17 protein-coding genes and 1 pseudogene are annotated in these 16902 nt (G+C 71.8%); 5 read left to right on the top strand and 13 right to left on the bottom strand.

Annotated features, from left to right (window positions below; all coding sequences use genetic code 11):
* Position 1: 1 nt before the first annotated feature.
* Both fabI and fabG read right to left on the bottom strand, forming a co-directional pair.
* Positions 2-756: pseudogene (gene fabI / locus BJF86_RS02810) on the bottom strand (enoyl-ACP reductase FabI).
* An 88-nt stretch (positions 757-844) separates the two neighbouring features.
* The gene (gene fabG, locus BJF86_RS02815) at positions 845-1582 is read right to left on the bottom strand and encodes a beta-ketoacyl-ACP reductase (RefSeq protein WP_187345586.1); all 738 of its coding nucleotides are present in this window, start codon (positions 1580-1582) and stop codon (positions 845-847) included.
* A gap of 28 nt (positions 1583-1610) precedes the next feature.
* Here fabG and BJF86_RS02820 point away from each other — a divergent pair, with 28 nt between their 5' ends.
* The 3 genes from BJF86_RS02820 to BJF86_RS02830 are packed head-to-tail and all read left to right on the top strand — an operon-like array spanning position 1611 to position 3047.
* The gene (locus BJF86_RS02820; protein ID WP_075816880.1) at positions 1611-2018 is read left to right on the top strand and encodes a DUF3099 domain-containing protein; all 408 of its coding nucleotides are present in this window, start codon (positions 1611-1613) and stop codon (positions 2016-2018) included.
* Positions 2015-2239, top strand: coding sequence for a hypothetical protein (locus BJF86_RS02825; protein ID WP_075816881.1), 225 nt, complete (start codon positions 2015-2017; stop codon positions 2237-2239). The genes BJF86_RS02820 and BJF86_RS02825 overlap by 4 nt, the downstream gene beginning before the upstream one ends.
* Position 2240: 1 nt before the next feature.
* Complete coding sequence (locus BJF86_RS02830; protein WP_075816882.1) at positions 2241-3047, top strand: SURF1 family protein; 807 nt, start codon at positions 2241-2243, stop codon at positions 3045-3047.
* Positions 3048-3062: 15 nt separating this feature from the next.
* Here the strand turns inward: BJF86_RS02830 and BJF86_RS02835 are convergent, their stop codons facing one another.
* Complete coding sequence (locus BJF86_RS02835) at positions 3063-4928, bottom strand: ABC transporter ATP-binding protein (RefSeq protein ID WP_075816883.1); 1866 nt, start codon at positions 4926-4928, stop codon at positions 3063-3065.
* Positions 4929-4952: 24 nt separating this feature from the next.
* Positions 4953-6551, bottom strand: coding sequence for an ABC-F family ATP-binding cassette domain-containing protein (locus BJF86_RS02840; RefSeq protein WP_075814076.1), 1599 nt, complete (start codon positions 6549-6551; stop codon positions 4953-4955).
* A 163-nt stretch (positions 6552-6714) separates the two neighbouring features.
* Between BJF86_RS02840 and BJF86_RS02845 the strand changes: the two genes are divergently transcribed.
* Together BJF86_RS02845 and BJF86_RS02850 are read left to right on the top strand one after the other, a co-directional pair.
* Positions 6715-7599 carry a neutral zinc metallopeptidase gene (locus BJF86_RS02845; protein ID WP_075816884.1) on the top strand — a complete coding sequence of 295 codons (885 nt, stop codon included), beginning with the start codon at positions 6715-6717 and terminating at the stop codon, positions 7597-7599.
* A 163-nt stretch (positions 7600-7762) separates the two neighbouring features.
* Positions 7763-9100: a dicarboxylate/amino acid:cation symporter gene (locus tag BJF86_RS02850; RefSeq protein WP_075816885.1), complete on the top strand. Its 1338-nt coding sequence runs from the start codon at positions 7763-7765 to the stop codon at positions 9098-9100.
* 98 nt (positions 9101-9198) lie between these two features.
* Here BJF86_RS02850 and BJF86_RS02855 read toward each other — a convergent pair whose 3' ends face one another.
* From BJF86_RS02855 to BJF86_RS02895, 9 genes are all read right to left on the bottom strand, one after another.
* Positions 9199-9942, bottom strand: a complete 744-nt coding sequence (locus BJF86_RS02855) for an acVLRF1 family peptidyl-tRNA hydrolase (RefSeq protein WP_075816886.1) — start codon at positions 9940-9942, stop codon at positions 9199-9201.
* A 13-nt stretch (positions 9943-9955) separates the two neighbouring features.
* Entirely contained in the window at positions 9956-10279 is a 324-nt protein-coding gene (locus BJF86_RS02860) for a metal-sulfur cluster assembly factor (protein WP_022924030.1), read from the bottom strand.
* A gap of 25 nt (positions 10280-10304) precedes the next feature.
* Entirely contained in the window at positions 10305-10799 is a 495-nt protein-coding gene (sufU, locus tag BJF86_RS02865; protein ID WP_075816887.1) for a Fe-S cluster assembly sulfur transfer protein SufU, read from the bottom strand.
* Between the two features lie 25 nt (positions 10800-10824).
* On the bottom strand, positions 10825-12204 hold the full coding sequence (locus tag BJF86_RS02870) for a SufS family cysteine desulfurase (RefSeq protein WP_075816888.1): 1380 nt from the start codon (positions 12202-12204) through the stop codon (positions 10825-10827).
* A 15-nt stretch (positions 12205-12219) separates the two neighbouring features.
* A complete protein-coding gene (gene sufC / locus BJF86_RS02875) occupies positions 12220-12981 on the bottom strand; it encodes a Fe-S cluster assembly ATPase SufC (RefSeq protein ID WP_075816889.1) in 762 nt (253 codons plus the stop codon).
* Positions 12982-13022: 41 nt separating this feature from the next.
* Positions 13023-13349 carry a non-heme iron oxygenase ferredoxin subunit gene (locus tag BJF86_RS02880; protein WP_075816890.1) on the bottom strand — a complete coding sequence of 109 codons (327 nt, stop codon included), beginning with the start codon at positions 13347-13349 and terminating at the stop codon, positions 13023-13025.
* On the bottom strand, positions 13346-14581 hold the full coding sequence (sufD, locus tag BJF86_RS02885; RefSeq protein WP_075814062.1) for a Fe-S cluster assembly protein SufD: 1236 nt from the start codon (positions 14579-14581) through the stop codon (positions 13346-13348). The genes BJF86_RS02880 and sufD overlap by 4 nt, the downstream gene beginning before the upstream one ends.
* Complete coding sequence (sufB, locus tag BJF86_RS02890; RefSeq protein ID WP_075814060.1) at positions 14581-16002, bottom strand: Fe-S cluster assembly protein SufB; 1422 nt, start codon at positions 16000-16002, stop codon at positions 14581-14583. Before sufB ends, sufD begins: the two co-directional genes overlap by 1 nt.
* Positions 16003-16075: 73 nt before the next feature.
* Entirely contained in the window at positions 16076-16879 is an 804-nt protein-coding gene (locus BJF86_RS02895) for a helix-turn-helix transcriptional regulator (RefSeq protein ID WP_075816891.1), read from the bottom strand.
* Positions 16880-16902: the final 23 nt, after the last annotated feature.

Raw genomic sequence — 16902 nt, forward strand, 5'->3', positions numbered from 1 at the left:
GTCAGAAACCGGTGGCGTGGAAGCCGCCGTCGACGTGCACGATCTCGCCGGTGGTCGCCGGGAACCAGTCGGACAGCAGCGCCACGCACGCCTGCGCCGCGGGCACCGGGTCCTTGACGTCCCACCCGAGCGGCGAGTGCTCGCTCCACCTCGCGAACTGGTCGAACTCCGGGATCGACTTGGCCGCCGTGGTCGAGATCGGTCCGGCCGACACGAGGTTGGAGCGGATGCCCTTCGGCCCGAGGTCGCGGGCGAGGTAGCGGCTCGTCGCTTCGAAGGCCGCCTTGGAGACTCCCATCCAGTCGTAGACGGGCCAGGCGTACTGCGCGTCGAAGGTCAGCCCGACGACGCTGCCGCCCGCACTCATCCGCGGCAGCGCGGCCACCGCCAGAGCCTTGAGCGAGTAGGCGCTGACCTGCATCGCCGTCGCCACGTCCTCCCACCGCGCGCCGAGGAAGTCGAAGGCGCCCTGCGGGGCGAAGCCGATCGAGTGCAGCACCCCGTCGAGGCGGTCCACGTGCTCGCCGACCCGCTCGCGAGGGTATCCAGGTGCTCGGTGTCCTGCACGTCCAGCTCGATGACCGGCGCCGGCTGCGGGAGCCGCCGGGCGATGGTCTGGGTGATCCGCATGGTCCGCCCGAAGGAGGTCAGCACCACCTCGGCACCCTGCTCCTGGGCCAGCCGGGCCACGTGGAAGGCGATGGAGGTGTCCATGAGGACACCGGTGATCAGGAGCTTCTTTCCCTCGAGGAGCATGAGGGGAACTCTAGTCCGTCCTGACGCGGCGGCAGTCGCGACGCGCTGCGGCCCGGCCCACGATTACGCCCGGCCACGGGCTCTCGCCTCAGTGCCCCATGCCCAGCCCGCCGTCGACCGGGATGACGGCGCCGGAGATGTAGGCCGCGTCCGGTCCGGCGAGGAAGCGCACCACGCCGGCGACCTCCTGCGGCGTGGCGAAGCGCCCGGAGGGTATGCCCGCCAGGTAGGTCTTGCGCCGGTCCTCGGGGAGCTGCTCGGTCATCTCGGTCTCGATGAAGCCCGGGGCGACGACGTTGGCGGTGATGCCGCGACCGCCCAGCTCGCGGGTGATGGAACGGGCCAGCCCGACGAGGGCGGACTTGGACGCGGCGTAGTTGGTCTGCCCGGGCGAGCCGTAGAGGCCGACGACCGAGGAGATGAGGATGATGCGGCCCGCCCGCGCGCGGATCATGCCCTTGGAGGCGCGTCGGGCGCACCGGAAGGCCCCGGCGAGGTTGGTGTCGATCACCGCGTCGAACTCCTCGTCGCTCATCCGCATGAGCAGGGTGTCCTTGGTGATGCCGGCGTTGGCCACGAGCACGTCCACCGGCCGCCCGAGCAGCTCCTCGGCCTCGCTGAAGGCCTCGTCGACGCTCGCGGAGTCGGTGACGTCGCAGCGCACGCCCCGCAGCCCCTCGGGCGGCTCACCGCTGCGGTGGGTGATGACGACGTCGTCGCCGGCGCCGGCGAAGGCCCGGGCGATGGCCAGGCCGATGCCGCGGTTGCCGCCGGTCACGAGCACGGCTGACGGGGTGGTGTCGGGGGTGTCGCTGTGATTCGTCACGGAGCCACCGTAGCCGTATCCTGGAGGGGTGCCCAGCACCTCGACCACGACCGGCAAGGCGCGGCGTCCCGCCCAGGCGGTGACCGCCGCGAGGCGGTCGGTGGAGGAGGACCGGCGGCGCCGGATGTGGCAGTACCTCCTGGCGATGGGGGTGCGCACGGCGTCCTTCCCGGTGGCGGTGTGGGCCTTCATGACCGAGCGGTATGCCATCGCCTGGGTGGCCGTGGCCCTCGCCGCCCTCATCCCCGCCTTCGCCGTCATGCTCGCCAATGCGGTCGACCAGCGACGCGCACCCGGCGAGGCGCCGCGCTCCCCCACCCGGGGCCTGGACGCCCCACCGACGCGGCCCGCACCACAGCCCGGGAGCGCCGACACCGTGCTGACCGGCGAGGTGCTCAGCAGCAGGCATACCCGCAGCGACGCCGACGCGCCGTGACGGGGGCGGCCACCGGCCAGCTCGTCTGCAGCGCCAAGGCGTGCCGTCGTGTCGCCGCGCACGCGGTCGTGTGGCGCAACCCGCGGCTGCACGCGCCGGACCGGCGCAAGGTGTGGCTCGCCTGCGAGGACCACCGGGAGCACCTGCGCGACTTCGTCCAGGTGCGCGGCTTCCTCCTCGAGGTCGTGGGGGTCGACGAGCTGACCGAGGCGGACGGCTGAGGTGTGGCAGGTCCTACGCCGGCCGCGCTGGCTCGGCTATCTCGTCCTCGCCGTCGTCTTCGGGATCGTCACCGCCGGCCTCGGCGCCTGGCAGTGGCAGCGGCACGAGAGCAAGGTCGAGCGACGTGCCGTGGTCGAGGCCAACTACGGCGGCGACCCGGCACCGGTGGACGCGGTGCTCCCCGTGGGCTCCGACCTCGGGGCCGGGCAGCGCTGGACCCGGGTCAGCGCCACCGGGACCTACCTGTCCGACGAGCAGCACCTGGTCCGCAACCGGCCGCACCAGGGCGTCTACGGCTACGAGGTGCTGGTGCCGCTGCGGCTGGACGACGGCACGGTGCTGGCGGTGGACCGCGGCTGGGTGCCCAACGCTGCCACCGCCGCCCAGCTCCCGGACGTCCCGGAGGCGCCTGCCGGTGAGGTGAGCGTGACCGGCTGGCTGCTGCCGTCCGAGCCCGACCTGGGCCTGGACCCGGTGGCCGGGCAGCTCGGCTCGGTCACGCTCGACGGGCTGGCCGAGGCCACCGGCCTGGAGCCGCGCGGCGCCTACCTCGTGCTGGAGTCCGAGGAGCCGCCCGCCACGACGCGGCCGGAGCAGCTCGAGGCCCCCGACACCGGCCTCGGCGCCCACCTGGCCTACGCCCTGCAGTGGTGGCTCACGGTCCCCGTCGGGCTGATCCTCGTCCTCGTCATGGCGCGTCGGCAGGCGCAGGACGAGGGACTCGTGTCCCGGAGCGCGGCGACGACCACCCCCGCACATGGCCGCCGGGAGAAGAAGGTCCGGATCTGGGACGAGGAGGACGCCTGAGCCGACCGCAGCGACTCAGGTGCGGAACTGCGTGCGGTGGAGCGCGGCATACAGCCCACCCTCGGCGAGCAGCTGCTCGTGGGTGCCCCGCTGCACCACCTGGCCGTCCTCCAGCACGAGGATGAGGTCGGCGTCCCGCACCGTGGACAGCCGGTGCGCGACGACGACCGAGGTGCGCCCGTGCAGCGCCTCGTCCAGCGCCCGCTGCACCGCGGCCTCCGACTCGCTGTCGAGGTGGGCGGTGGCCTCGTCGAGCACGACGACCGCCGGCGACTTCAGCAGCAGCCGGGCGATGGCGAGGCGCTGCTTCTCACCACCAGAGAGCCGGTGCCCGCGGTCCCCGACCACGGTGTCCAGCCCGTCCGGCAGCCGGCGCACGAGGTCGGCGATGCGGGCACCCTCCAGCGCGTGCCAGATCTGCGCCTCGGAGGCCTCCGGGCGGGCGTAGCGCAGGTTGGCGCGCACCGTGTCGTTGAACATGTGCGCCTCCTGGGTGACGACCCCCACCGTGTCCCGCAGCGAGTCGAAGGTGACCTCGCGCAGGTCCACGCCGCCGATGCGCACGCTGCCCGCGGTGGGGTCGTAGAGACGGGTGACCAGGGTGGTCAGGGTCGTCTTGCCCGCGCCGGAGGGTCCGACGAGGGCGACCATCGAGCCGGCGGGGATCGTCGCGTCGATCCCGCGGAGCACGGTGTGCCCGTCGCCGTCGTGGGTCTCCGCCTCCGGCCGCTGCTCCAGCGAGGCGATCGAGACCTCCTCCGCCTCGGGGTAGGAGAAGCCGACACCGGACAGCTCGATGTCGACCGGGCCGGCGGGGATGGCGACGGGTTGCTCGGCCTCCCGCACCAGGGGGCGCAGGTCGAGGACCTCGAAGATCCGCTCGAAGCTGACCAGCGCGGTCATGATGTCCACCCGCACGTTCGACAGCGACGTGAGCGGGCCGTACATCCGGGTGAGGAGCACGGACATCGCGACCAGGGTGCCGGTGGTCAGCTGGCCGGCAATGGTCATGAGCCCGCCGAGCCCGTAGACCAGCGCCGTCGCCAGCGCCGCCACGAGGCCGAGCGCCGCCATGAAGAAGACCCGGTTGACGGCGATCGACACGCCGGAGTCGCGCACCCCGGCGGCGCGCTCGGCATACTCCTCGTCCTCGGTGGCCGGGCGGCCGAAGAGGCGCACCAGCAGCGCCCCCCCGACGTTGAAGCGCTCGGTCATCCGTGCCTGCATGTCCGCGTTGAGCGCCATCTGCCTGCGGGTGAGCGCGGAGAGGCGCGCGCCCATGAAGCGCGCCGGGACGAGGAAGATCGGCACGAGCAGCAGCGCGAGCAGCGTGATCTGCCAGCTCATCGAGAACAGCGCGACGAGGATGAGCGCGAGCTGCACCAGGCTGGAGACGAAGCCGGAGAGGATCGAGGTGAAGGCCGTCTGCGCCCCGATGACGTCGCTGTTGAGCCGGGAGACGAGGGCGCCGGTCTGCGCGCGGGTGAAGAAGGCGATCGGCTGGCGCAGCACGTGCGCGAAGACCTCGCGGCGCAGGTTGTAGATCAGCCCCTCGCCGATCCGCGAGCCGAACCACCGGATGACCACCGTCACGACCGCCTCGACGACGGCGAGCCCGGCGACGAGCAGCGCGAGCCGGACCACGACGTCGCGGTCCCCCACCTCGACACCCTGGTCGATGATCCGGCCCAGCAGCAGCGGGACGACCGTGACCAGGCCGCCGGCGAGCACGGTCAGCAGCAGGTAGACCACGATCCTGCCCAGGAACGGGCGGCCGTAGCCGGCGACGCGGCGTGCGGTGTCGCGGCCGATCCGGTGGTCCTTGACGGACTGGTCCTTGGCGAAGCTGCGGAAGGTGCCTCCGCGCAGGCCGACGGTCATCGGTGGTGGTCTCCTGACCCGCCCTCAGGCCAGGGCGATGAGTTCCTCGTAGTCGCGCCCCCAGAGGTCCTCCACCCCGTCCGGGAGCAGCAGGACCCGCTCCGGTTCGAGCGCCTGCACCGCGCCCTCGTCGTGACTGACGAGGACCACGGCACCTTGGTAGGAACGCAGCGCGGCGAGGACCTCTTCCCGCGAGGCAGGGTCGAGGTTGTTGGTGGGCTCGTCCAGGAGCAGCACGTTGGCGGCCGAGACGACGAGGATGGCCAGCGCGAGCCGGGTCTTCTCGCCGCCGGAGAGCACGCCGGCCGGCTTGTCGACGTCGTCGCCGGAGAAGAGGAAGGAGCCCAGGACCTTGCGGGTCTCGGTCTCGTCCAGGTCGGGCGCCGCCGACTTCATGTTCTCCAGCACCGTGCGCCGCACGTCGAGCGTCTCGTGCTCCTGGGCGTAGTAGCCGATCTTGAGCCCGTGCCCCGGCTCGACCGCCCCCGTGTCCGGGGCGTCGATGCCCGCCAGGAGCCGGAGCAGCGTGGTCTTGCCGGCGCCGTTGAGGCCCAGCACGACGACCTTGGAGCCGCGGTCGACGGCGAGGTCGACGTCGGTGAAGATCTCCAGGCTTCCGTAGGAGCGGGACAGGCCCTGCGCGGTGAGCGGGGTGCGGCCGCAGGAGGCCGGCGTCGGGAAGCGCAGCTTGGCGACCCGGTCGGCCTGCCGCTCCCCCTCGAGCCCGGCCATCATCCGCTCGGCGCGGCGCGCCATGTTCTGCGCCGCGACGGCCTTGGTGGCCTTGGCCCGCATCTTGTCCGCCTGCGCAAGCAGCGCGGCGGCCTTCTTCTCGGTGTTGGCGCGCTCCCGGTGCCGTCGTCGCTCGTCGGCCTCGCGCTGGGCGAGGTAGGCCTTCCAGCCCATGTTGTAGACGTCCATCACCTGTCGGTTGGCGTCGAGGTAGAAGACCTTGTTGACGACGGTCTCGATGAGCTCGACGTCGTGCGAGATCACCATGAGCCCGCCGGTGTGCGCCTTGAGGTGCTCGCGCAGCCAGACGACGGAGTCGGCGTCGAGGTGGTTCGTCGGCTCGTCGAGCAGCAGGGTGTCGGCGCCGGAGAAGAGGATGCGGGCCAGCTCGATACGCCGCCGCTGTCCGCCGGAGAGCGTGGCCAGCGGCTGCCCAAGGACCCGGTCCGGCAGCCCCAGGCTGCTCGCGATCGACGCCGCCTCGGACTCGGCGGCATACCCCCCGCGGGAGGTGAACTCGGCCTCGAGACGGGTATACCGCGCCATCGCCCGGTCGCGTGCCTCCTCCTCGGCGCTGGCCATCGTCTCCTCGGCGGCGCGCAGCCCGCGGATGACCTCGTCCAGGCCGCGGGCCGACAGGATCCGGTCGCGCCCCAGCACCTCCAGGTCGCCGGTGCGTGGATCCTGCGGGAGGTAGCCGATCTCGCCGGTGCTCGTGATGGTGCCCGCGGCAGGCTGCCCCTCCCCCGAGAGCATCCGGGTCAGCGTCGTCTTGCCGGCGCCGTTGCGCCCGACCAGGCCGACGCGGTCCCCGGCCCCGACACGGAAGGTCACGTCCTCCATGAGGAGGCGGGAGCCGACACGGATCTCGACACCGGCGGCGCTGATCACGGGCACTCCTCCACGGGCGGACGGCAGCACGACGACGGGCGCTGCAGGGAACGGGTCTGCGGCTCGCCCGGGTGCGTCGGCTGCACCTCCGGGGCCGCATGGCTAGTCTACGCGCTAGGCGCCGGTCACCCGACCGGCACGCACCCACCGAGAGGCAGCACCGATGACCTTCAGGGAGAACGCCAACATCGGCAGCGGCCGCGCGAGCCGCGGTGGTGGCGGCGGTGGCGGTGTCGCGGTCGGAGGTGGCCTCGGTGCCCTCGTCCTGGCGCTCGTCGTCATGCTCCTCGGCGGGGACCCGGGGCAGGTCCTGGGCGGCGGCCAGGAGCAGCAGGCCTCCCAGGTGGAGAACGTCGACCTCGCGGAGTGCCAGACGGGGGCGGACGCCAACGCCGACGTCGACTGCCGGATGCGGGCGACGATGGTCTCGCTCGAGGACTACTGGACCGCCGTCCTCCCGGACGCCGACCCGACGAACGCCATCCTCTTCTCCGGATCGGTGCAGACCCAGTGCGGCGGGGCCACCAGCGCGGTCGGCCCGTTCTACTGCCCGCTGGACCGACGCATCTACCTCGACACCAGCTTCTTCAACCAGCTCGAGGGCCAGCTCGGCGCGGACGGTGGCAACTTCAGCCAGATGTACGTCCTCGCGCACGAGTACGGCCACCACATCCAGAACTACACCGGCGCCCTGCAGTACTCCCAGCAGGACCCACGTGGCCCGGAGTCCGGCGCGGTGCGCGTCGAGCTGCAGGCGGACTGCTTCGCGGGGGCGTGGGCCGGCAACGCCTCGCGGACCCAGGACGACGAAGGCCAGCTGCTGCTGGAGGAGCTGAGCCGCGAGGACGTCGAGTCGGCGCTCTCGGCCGCCTCGGCCGTCGGCGACGACTCGATCCAGGAGCAGATGCAGGGACAGGTCACCCCGCACACCTGGAGCCACGGCAGCTCGGAGCAACGGATGGGCTGGTTCCTGCGCGGCTACGAGTCCGGTGACGCCAACCAGTGCGACACCCTCAACGCCGGCAGCGTCGAGGACTACCAGGGGTGAGCGAGGTCACAGCCTCCGCCCAGGAATAGTCCGGGCATAACCTCCTGTTGGGATGTGAGGTCCCGGCGCGACGGTATACCGCATGCCGGCCCCATGGTCCTGTCGTGGACCTGCCGCACGGTGGCGGCCCTCGCTCCCATCCCTGCAACGGAAGGTCCTTCTCGTGCTGTCCCGCCTCCGCCGGGTCTCCTTCGGCACCCAGGTGCTCATCGGCCTGGTGCTCGGAGTCGTCCTCGGCCTCGTCGCCCGCTCCACCGGCGCCAGCGCCGACAACCCCACGTGGCTGTCCGAGACGCTGTCGATCATCGGCTCCTCCTTCGTCACCCTGCTGCGGACCATCGTGCCGCCGCTGGTCTTCCTCGCGATCGTGTCCTCGATCGCCAACCTGCGCGAGGTCACCAACGCCGCGCGGTTGGCCTGGCAGACGCTCCTCTGGTTCGCCATCACCGCGCTGGTCTCGGTGTCCATCGGCATGACCATCGGCTGGCTGGTCGACCCGGCGCAGGGGGCGGGCGTCACCGAGGCCGATGCCGCCGCCCCCTCCAGCACCGGCGGGTGGCTCGACTTCCTCACCGGGCTCATCCCCGCGAACTCGCTGGGCATCTACGCCCGCGAGGGCGACGACGGCGTCAGCCTGAGCTTCAACGTGCTGCAGATCCTCGTCCTCGCGATCGCCGTCGGCATCGCCGTGGTCAAGGTCGGCAAGGAGGCGGACCCCTTCCTCGCCTTCACCCGCTCCGCGCTGACCGTGGTGCAGAAGGTGCTGTGGTGGGTCATCCTGCTCGCGCCGATCGCCACCGTGGGGCTGCTGGGCAACGCGATCGTCTCCTACGGCTGGGAGACCACCGGCTCGCTGGGCCGGTTCACCCTCGCCATCTACGCGGGTCTGCTCATCGTGGTGGGCGTGCTCTACCCCGTGCTGCTGCGCCTGCACGGCCTCTCGGTGAAGCAGTTCTTCACCGGCGCCTGGCCGGCGATGCAGCTCGCCTTCGTGTCGCGCTCCTCCATCGGCACGCTGCCCGTGACCCAGGCGGTGACCGAGCGCAACCTCGGTGTGCCCCGCGCCTACTCCTCCTTCGCGGTGCCGCTGGGCGCGACCACCAAGATGGACGGCTGCGCCGCGGTCTACCCCGCGATCGCCGCCATCTTCGTCGCGCAGTTCTTCGGCGTGCAGCTGGGCGTCACCGACTACCTGCTCATCGCGATGGTGTCCGTCCTCGGCTCCGCCGCCACCGCCGGCGTCACCGGTGCGACCGTGATGCTCACCCTGACGCTGTCCACCCTCGGCCTGCCGCTGGAGGGCGTGGGTCTGCTGCTGGCCGTCGACCCGATCCTCGACATGGGCCGCACCGCGACCAACGTCACCGGCCAGGCGCTGGTGCCGACGATCGTCGCCAAGCGCGAGGGCATCCTCGACGAGGACGCCTACAACGGTGACCGTCGCGGTCTGCCCTGGGCCGACGACGCTGCCGACCGCGAGGACGCAGCCGCCACCGCCTGACCCCTCCCCCACCGAGCGTCGCCTGTGGTTGCTCTGCCCCACCACGAGCGACGCTCGGTGGCGCCCAGGCCAACCACGAACGACGCTCGGTCGGCAGGTCAGGCGTTGTGGACCTCCACGAGCACCGCCCGGCCCCGCCGGACGGCGTCGTCGAGCACCGAGCGGCGGGGGTCGGGCAGGTCGTAGAGCTCGCGGCGCGGGAGCACGGCCAGCTGGCTGCGGGTGCGCGCCGGCAGGCTCGGACCGTCGAGCAGGCCAGACATCACCCCGGCGGTGAGCGACCGGTCGCCACCCAGCACCAGCCCGCCGAGATCGAGGGCGCTGAGCGTGCGGTCGGTCGACGCAGGCGGCGCGGCCGCTCGGCGCGCACCGAGCGGGCGGTCGGAGGGGGACGGCGGGTGCAGCATCCGGGCGGAATGCCCGACCACGGCCTCGACGAGCGCGTCGGCCTGGTGGCCCCGTCGGCGGGCGTAGCGCTGCTGGCTCCAGCCCCCGGCGGCGGTGCGGGACTGCACGTGCCTGGTCCCCACCTTGTGGGCGACCAGGTCGCCGCTCGGGGAGACGAGCGCCACGGCATACCCACCCCGGCGCACGAGCAGCACGAGGAGCGGCGGCGGGGCCGCGAAGCCGGCCAGCCCCGCTGCGAGGTCTGCCTCCTGCCACCCGGTGAGGCGCGCCCACGACCCGTCGGCAGCAGCCAGGTGCAGGCACGTCGACGGGGAGGCCCCCGCCCGGTCACGCTGCGCGACCGACCTGGTGACCTCCCCGTGCGAGGTGGTGAACCGCGCGACCCACCCGTCGAGGCGCTCGGGGGCGACCTCGACCGGGTGGGCCGGGCTCATCGGCGGTGCGGGCTCAGACGTTGAAGCCGAGGGCGCGCAGCTGCTCGCGACCGTCCTCGGTGATCTTGTCCGGGCCCCACGGCGGCATCCAGACCCAGTTGATCCGGTGGCTGGCCACCAGACCCTCCAGGCTCTGGGCGACCTGGTCCTCGATGACGTCGGTCAGCGGGCAGGCGGCGGAGGTCAGCGTCATGTCGATGACCGCGTGGCTCGCGGCGTCCACGGTGACGCCGTAGACCAGGCCGAGGTCGACGACGTTGATGCCGAGCTCGGGGTCCACGACGTCGCGCAGGGCCTCTTCGACATCGGCGACGTTGGGCGGGGTGGTGGTCGTCATGATCCCTCCAGGGTAGGTGGTCCGGTCAGGTCGCGGCGCCGTCGCCGTGCCCGCTGGCCGCGGAGATGTCGGCACCGGCGCGCGCGAGGGCGTCGAGGTAGGCGGTCCAGGGCAGCAAGGCGCACTTGACGCGCGCGGGGTACTTCGCGACACCGGCGAAGGCCACGGCGTCACCGATCTGCTCGGGGTCGCCCCGGTCCTGGCCCTTGCTCGTGAGCATGGCGTGCAGGTGGCGGTAGGTGGTCAGGGTCTCCTCGAACGGCCGGCCGAGCGACTCCTCGGCGAGGACGGAGGCCGAGGCGACCGAGATGGAGCAGCCGAGCGCGTCGTAGGACACGTCGCGCAGCAGCAGCCGACCGTCGTCGGCACCGCCGGTGAGGGTCTTGAGGTGCACCCGCAGGCTGATCTCGTCGCCGCAGGTCGGGTTGACGTGGTTGACCTCGACGTCGTACGGCTCCCGCAGCCCGGCGTGCTGCGGGCGTTTGGCGTGGTCGAGGATGAGCTCGCCGTACAGGTCCATCAGCGGTCCGTCTCCGTCATCGTCGTCACCCGGTCATCCCGAAGATGCCCGGCACCCGGTCGAGCGCCTCGGCGAAGGCGTCGATCTCCTCCAGCGTGGTGTAGATCCCGAAGCTCGCGCGGGTCGAGGCGGGCACCCGGAGCCGGCGGTGCAGCGGCCAGGCGCAGTGGTGCCCGGTGCGGACCGCGACGCCGGAGTCGTCCAGCACCTGGCCCACGTCGTGCGGGTGCACGCCGTCCACGACGAAGGCGACCGCGCCGACCCGGCGCGAGGCGTGGTCGGGGCCGAGCACGCGGACCCAGGGCCGGTCGGCGAGCAGGTCGAGGGTATGCCCCATGAGCTGCTGGTCGTGGGCGTGGACCCGGTCCATCCCCACCTCGGAGAGGTAGTCCAGTCCGGCGGCGAGGCCGACCGCCTGGGCCGCCATCGGCACCCCGGCCTCGAACTTCGCCGGCGGGGGGGCATACGTGGAGCCCTCCATCCGGACCACCTCGATCATCGAGCCGCCGGTGAGGAAGGGTGGCATGGCCTCGAGCAGACCCTGTCGGGCCCACAGCACGCCGACACCGCTGGGGCCGAGCGTCTTGTGCCCCGTGAGGACCAGGGCGTCCACCCCGGAGCCCGGCGCCGTCAGCGCGGTGATGTCCAGGTGCGGCGCCGACTGGCACGCGTCGACGACGACGAGCGCGCCGACGGCCCGGGCCGCGGCGACGACCGGTGAGTCGGGGCCGAGGTCGTTGAGCGTCCCGAGGACGTTCGAGACGTGCGTCAGCGCGACGACCTTGGTGCGCCCGGTGATGACCTCGGACGCACGGGGTGACCGGTCGCCCGCTCCCTGCCCGGGCAGAGTGTCCGTCCGGACGTCGAGCTCGCCGTCGTCGGTCACCCCGATCCACCGCAGCGTGGCGCCGGTGCGGCGGCACAGCTCCTGCCAGGGCACGAGGTTGGCGTGGTGCTCCATCTCGGTGACCACGACCTCGTCGCCGGGCCCGAGCCGGAGCCGGTCGCCCCACTCCCCCGGTACACCGTCCAGCGCCCCGGGCGCCGCGGCGTTGGAGAAGGCGTAGGCCAGCAGGTTCAGCCCCTCGGTGCCGTTCTTGGTGAAGACGACCTCACCGGGGTCCGCGCCGAGGAACCTCGCCACCGTCGCCCGCGCGGCCTCGAAGGCGTCGGTCGCCTCCTCCGCGAGCTGGTGCGCACCACGGTGCACGGCGGCGTTGTGCTGCTCGTAGAAGTCGCGCTCGGCGTCGAGCACGACGCTCGGCTTCTGCGAGGTGGCGCCGCTGTCCAGGTAGACGAGCGGACGGCCGCCGCGCACCGTGCGCGCGAGCAGCGGGAAGTCCGCCCTGATCCGGGCGATCTCCACCTCGCTCAGGGGTGCTGCGGTCGGCCGTCCTGACGTCATCAGGGTCCTGCTACCTCAGGCGCCGGCGGCGGTGAGGAAGCGGTCGTAGCCCTCCTCCTCGAGCCGGTCGGCGAGGTCACGGCTCCCGGACTCGGCGACCCGGCCGTTCACGAAGACGTGCACGTAGTCCGGCTGGATGTAGCGCAGGATCCGGGTGTAGTGCGTGATGAGCATGACGCCGAGGCCGGTCTTGTCCTTGACCCGGTTGACGCCCTCGGAGACGACCTTGAGCGCGTCGACGTCGAGGCCGGAGTCGGTCTCGTCGAGGATGGCGATCTTGGGCTCGATGAGCTCCATCTGCAGGATCTCGTGACGCTTCTTCTCACCGCCGGAGAAGCCCTCGTTGACGTTGCGCTCGGCGAAGGAGGGGTCCATCCGCAGCGACTCCATAGCGCCCTTGACGTCCTTGACCCAGTGCCGCAGCTTCGGTGCCTCGCCGTCGATGGAGGTCTTGGCGGTGCGCAGGAAGTTGGACACGGTCACGCCGGGCACCTCGACGGGGTACTGCATCGCGAGGAACAGGCCCGCCTGGGCGCGCTCGTCGACGCCCATGTCGAGGACGTCCTCGCCGTCGAGGAGCACCTCGCCACCGGTGACGGCGTACTTCGGGTGGCCGGCGATGGCGTAGGCCAGCGTGGACTTGCCGGAGCCGTTGGGGCCCATGATGGCGTGCGTCTCGCCGGAGTTGATGGTCAGGTCGACACCGCGCAGGATCTCCTTGGCGGAGTCCTCGGTCTCGACGCTGACCTGCAGGTTCTTGATCTCCAGGGTGGTCATCGTTCTCCTTGTCGAAAGGATGGGGAAAGGGGGTGTGCCGGTCAGCTGCCGGCGAGGGTGACGAGGACGCCGCCCTCGTCGTCGACCTCGAGCTGGTGCACGGCGATCGGCACGGTCGCGGGCAGCTGGGTGGGCTGGCCGGTGGTCATGTCGAACTGCGAGCCGTGCAGCCAGCACTCGATGAGGCGGCCCTCGACCTCGCCCTCGGCGAGGCTGACGTTGGCGTGGCTGCAGGTGTCGTCGAAAGCATGGAGGGCTCCCTCGCTGTCGCGCGCGATGGCGACCCGACGACCCTCGATGTCCGCGACGACCGCGCCGACCGTGGCCGGCAGCTCGTCGACGGAGCACACGCGCACGGCCGTGCTCATGCGGCGCCCGTGCCCGACTCCGGCGCGGGCTGAGAACCCATGGTGAGCGAGAGCTCCTCCTCGATCGCCTCCATGAGGGTCTCCACGACCTCGGGGACCCCGATCTTGGCGATGATGTCGGCGAAGAAGCCGCGCACGACGAGGCGACGGGCCTGGTCCTCACTGATGCCGCGGGACATCAGGTAGAACAGCTGCTCGTCGTCGAACCGCCCGGTCGAGCTGGCGTGGCCGGCCCCCTCGATGTCACCGGTCTCGATCTCCAGGTTGGGGACCGAGTCGGCGCGGGCGCCGTCGGTGAGCACGAGGTTGCGGTTGAGCTCGTAGGTGTCGATGCCCTCGGCCTCGGCGCGGATGAGCACGTCGCCCACCCACACGGTGCGGGCCGTCTCGCCCTGCAGCGCACCCTTGTAGGTCACCAGCGAGGTGCACCGCGGCGCGTTGTGGTCGACGAACGAACGGTGCTCCAGGTGCTGGCCGGCGTCGGAGAAGTAGACGCCGAGCAGCGTCGCGTCACCGCCGGGTCCGGCATACCGGACGTTGGAGTTCATCCGCACGATGCCGCCGCCGATGGAGACCGCGATGTGCTTGTAGGTCGCGTCGCGACCCACCAGCGCCTCGTGCTGGGCGAGGTGCAGCGCCTCGTCGTCCCAGCGCTGCAACGAGACCACGGTGAGGTTAGCGCCGTCGCCGACGAGGACCTCGAGGTTGCCGGTGTGGTCCGCCGCGCCGGTGTGGTCGAGGATGACCAGCGCCGTGCTGTGCCGGCCGGCCTCGAGCACGACGTGCCCGTTGCTCCGGCGCCCGGCGCCCTGACCGGTGACGTCGATGCGGGCCGGCTCGGTCAGCTCGGCCTCGGCGGCGACCATGACGTGCAGCGCCTCGGCGGTGTTGGCCGAGGCCACGGCCGCGCCGCGGTCCTCGGGGACCAGCACGGTGCCGCGCGGTGCCTGGCCCGGGGACAGCGTGGCGGTGCTCACACCCTCCGGCGTCCGGACCGTGAGCTCGGCGGCGGGGTCGCCGTCCCGGTCGTCGGTGGCGGTGTCGCTGAAGACACCCCCCAGCCGGTCGACCGGGGTGAAGCGCCACTCCTCCTCGCGCCCGGTGGGCACGCCGAAGGCGTCCACGTCGAAGGACCGGGTGCGCGCGGCACGGGACTGGTCCGGTATGCGGTGGTCCCCGCCGATCTGGGCCTGGGGGTCCTGATGAGTCTTGTCGTCGACAAGAAGAGACATCAGCCGACGGCTCCTTCCATCTGCAGCTCGATGAGGCGGTTGAGCTCGAGGGCGTACTCCATGGGCAGCTCGCGGGCGATCGGCTCGACGAAGCCGCGCACGATCATGGCCATGGCCTCGGTCTCGGACATGCCTCGGGACATGAGGTAGAACATCTGGTCCTCGGACACCTTGGAGACGGTGGCCTCGTGCCCCATCTGCACGTCGTCCTCGCGGACGTCGACGTAGGGGTAGGTGTCGGACCGGGAGATCTGGTCGACGAGCAGCGCGTCGCAGACCACGGAGGACTTGCTGTGGTGCGAGCCCTCGTTGATCTGGACCAGGCCGCGGTAGGACGAGCGTCCGCCGCCCCGGGCCACCGACTTGCTGACGATGGTCGAGGAGGTGTGCGGCGCGGCGTGCACCATCTTGGAGCCGGCGTCCTGGTGCTGGCCCTCGCCGGCGAAGGCGACGGACAGCGTCTCGCCCTTGGCGTGCTCGCCGAGGAGGAAGACGGCCGGGTACTTCATCGTCACCTTGGAGCCGATGTTGCCGTCGATCCACTCCATGGTCGCGCCCTCGGCGCAGGTCGCGCGCTTGGTGACCAGGTTGTAGACGTTGTTGGACCAGTTCTGGATCGTGGTGTAGCGCACCTTGGCGTTCTTCTTCACGACGATCTCGACGACGGCGCTGTGCAGGCTGTCGGTCTTGTAGATCGGCGCGGTGCAGCCCTCGACGTAGTGCACCGAGGAGCCCTCGTCGGCGATGATCAGGGTGCGCTCGAACTGGCCCATGTTCTCGGTGTTGATCCGGAAGTAGGCCTGCAGCGGGATGTCGACGTGCACGCCCTTGGGGACGTAGATGAACGACCCGCCCGACCAGACGGCGGTGTTGAGCGCGGAGAACTTGTTGTCGCCGGCCGGTATGACCGAGCCGAAGTACTCGCGGAACAGGTCGCCGTGCTCGCGCAGCGCGGTGTCGGTGTCGAGGAAGAGGACGCCCTTCTCCTCCAGGTCCTCGCGGATCTGGTGGTAGACGACCTCGGACTCGTACTGCGCGGCGACGCCGGCGACGAGCCGCTGCTTCTCCGCCTCCGGGATGCCGAGCCGGTCGTAGGTGTTCTTGATGTCCTCGGGCAGGTCCTCCCAGCTGGTGGCCTGCTTCTCGGTGGACTTCACGAAGTACTTGATGTTGTCGAAGTCGATCTCCGAGAGGTCCGCACCCCAGTGCGGCATCGGCTTCTTGTCGAACAGGCGCAGCGCCTTGAGCCGCTGCTCCAGCATCCAGGCGGGCTCGCTCTTCTTGTCGGAGATGTCGCGGACGACCTCCTCGGAGAGCCCGCGCTTCGCCGAGGCACCGGCGTCGTCGCGGTCTGCCCAGCCGTACTCGTACTTGCCCAGGTCCTTCAGGCCTGGGTTGAGCTCCTCGATGTTGGTGCTCATGTCACGTCCTCTCGTCGGCGAATCTGGGGCGGGATCTGGGTATGCGTGGTGGTCGGTGGGCCATCGATGTCGATCAGTCCCCGGCGCGTGGGACGGCTCCGGTGTCGGACCGCGGCTCCCGGCGCAGGACGAAGGGGGGTGCGCTCGCGCGCTCGGCCGCGGTCGGCGGGGCCGAGCCCAGGGCGCCGGTGGGGACGAAGGTGGTGCAGACGTGCTCGCCCCCGGCGAGGGTGGCGAGCCGCTGGACGTGCACGTCCAGGATCCGGGCGATGGCCTTGGTCTCCGCCTCGCAGAACTGCGGGAACTCGACGGCCACCTCGCGGACCGGGCAGTGTCCCTGGCACAGCTGGAGCCCGGCCAGGCCGGTGCCCTCGCCCACCGGGCGGGTGGACGCGGCATACCCCTCGGCGGACAGCGCCTTGGCCAGCGCCGCGGTCCGGGTCTGCAGGTCGTCCGTGCCGGTGTCGGCGATCTCGCGCTCGACTGCGGCCTGCAGCCGCTGCTCGAGCTCGGCGATCTGGGCCTCGGCGAAGTCCTCCACGGCGGGGGCGCCGGCCCGGTCCGTCAGGTAGTGGAGCGCGGCGTTGGCGACCCCGTCGTAGCGGGTGCGGAACTGCTCCTGGCCCAGCGCGGTCAGCACGTAGGCGCGGGCGGGGCGTCCGCGCCCCCGTCGACCCGGCAACGGCCCGTCGTGCTCGGCGATGAGGCCGGAGTCCTCGAGCGCGTCCAGGTGGCGGCGCACCGCCGCGGGCGTCAGGCCCAGGTCCTTGGCCAGCACGCTGGCCGTGACCGGCGCCTGCTCCCCCACGGCGCGTCGCACCCGGTCCCGGGTGCGGGACTCGTCGTGCACCTCCGCCATCGCGGGGTCCTGCGCCATATTCACCATGTCAGTGTGACGTA

Origin of the sequence: Serinicoccus sp. CNJ-927 (assembly GCF_001942435.1) — a bacterium.
GTDB classification, from domain to species: Bacteria; Actinomycetota; Actinomycetes; order Actinomycetales; family Dermatophilaceae; genus Ornithinicoccus; species Ornithinicoccus marinus.

Coding starts and splice junctions, on each gene's coding strand:
- BJF86_RS02835 (WP_075816883.1), bottom strand. CDS start 4,928: ATGACCGTCGGCCTGCGCGGAGGCACCTTCCGCAGCTTCGCCAAGGAC.
- BJF86_RS02845 (WP_075816884.1), top strand. CDS start 6,715: ATGACCTTCAGGGAGAACGCCAACATCGGCAGCGGCCGCGCGAGCCGC.
- BJF86_RS02855 (WP_075816886.1), bottom strand. CDS start 9,942: ATGAGCCCGGCCCACCCGGTCGAGGTCGCCCCCGAGCGCCTCGACGGG.
- BJF86_RS02860 (WP_022924030.1), bottom strand. CDS start 10,279: ATGACGACCACCACCCCGCCCAACGTCGCCGATGTCGAAGAGGCCCTG.
- sufU (WP_075816887.1), bottom strand. CDS start 10,799: ATGGACCTGTACGGCGAGCTCATCCTCGACCACGCCAAACGCCCGCAG.
- BJF86_RS02870 (WP_075816888.1), bottom strand. CDS start 12,204: ATGACGTCAGGACGGCCGACCGCAGCACCCCTGAGCGAGGTGGAGATC.
- sufC (WP_075816889.1), bottom strand. CDS start 12,981: ATGACCACCCTGGAGATCAAGAACCTGCAGGTCAGCGTCGAGACCGAG.
- BJF86_RS02880 (WP_075816890.1), bottom strand. CDS start 13,349: ATGAGCACGGCCGTGCGCGTGTGCTCCGTCGACGAGCTGCCGGCCACG.
- sufD (WP_075814062.1), bottom strand. CDS start 14,581: ATGTCTCTTCTTGTCGACGACAAGACTCATCAGGACCCCCAGGCCCAG.
- sufB (WP_075814060.1), bottom strand. CDS start 16,002: ATGAGCACCAACATCGAGGAGCTCAACCCAGGCCTGAAGGACCTGGGC.
- BJF86_RS02895 (WP_075816891.1), bottom strand. CDS start 16,879: ATGGCGCAGGACCCCGCGATGGCGGAGGTGCACGACGAGTCCCGCACC.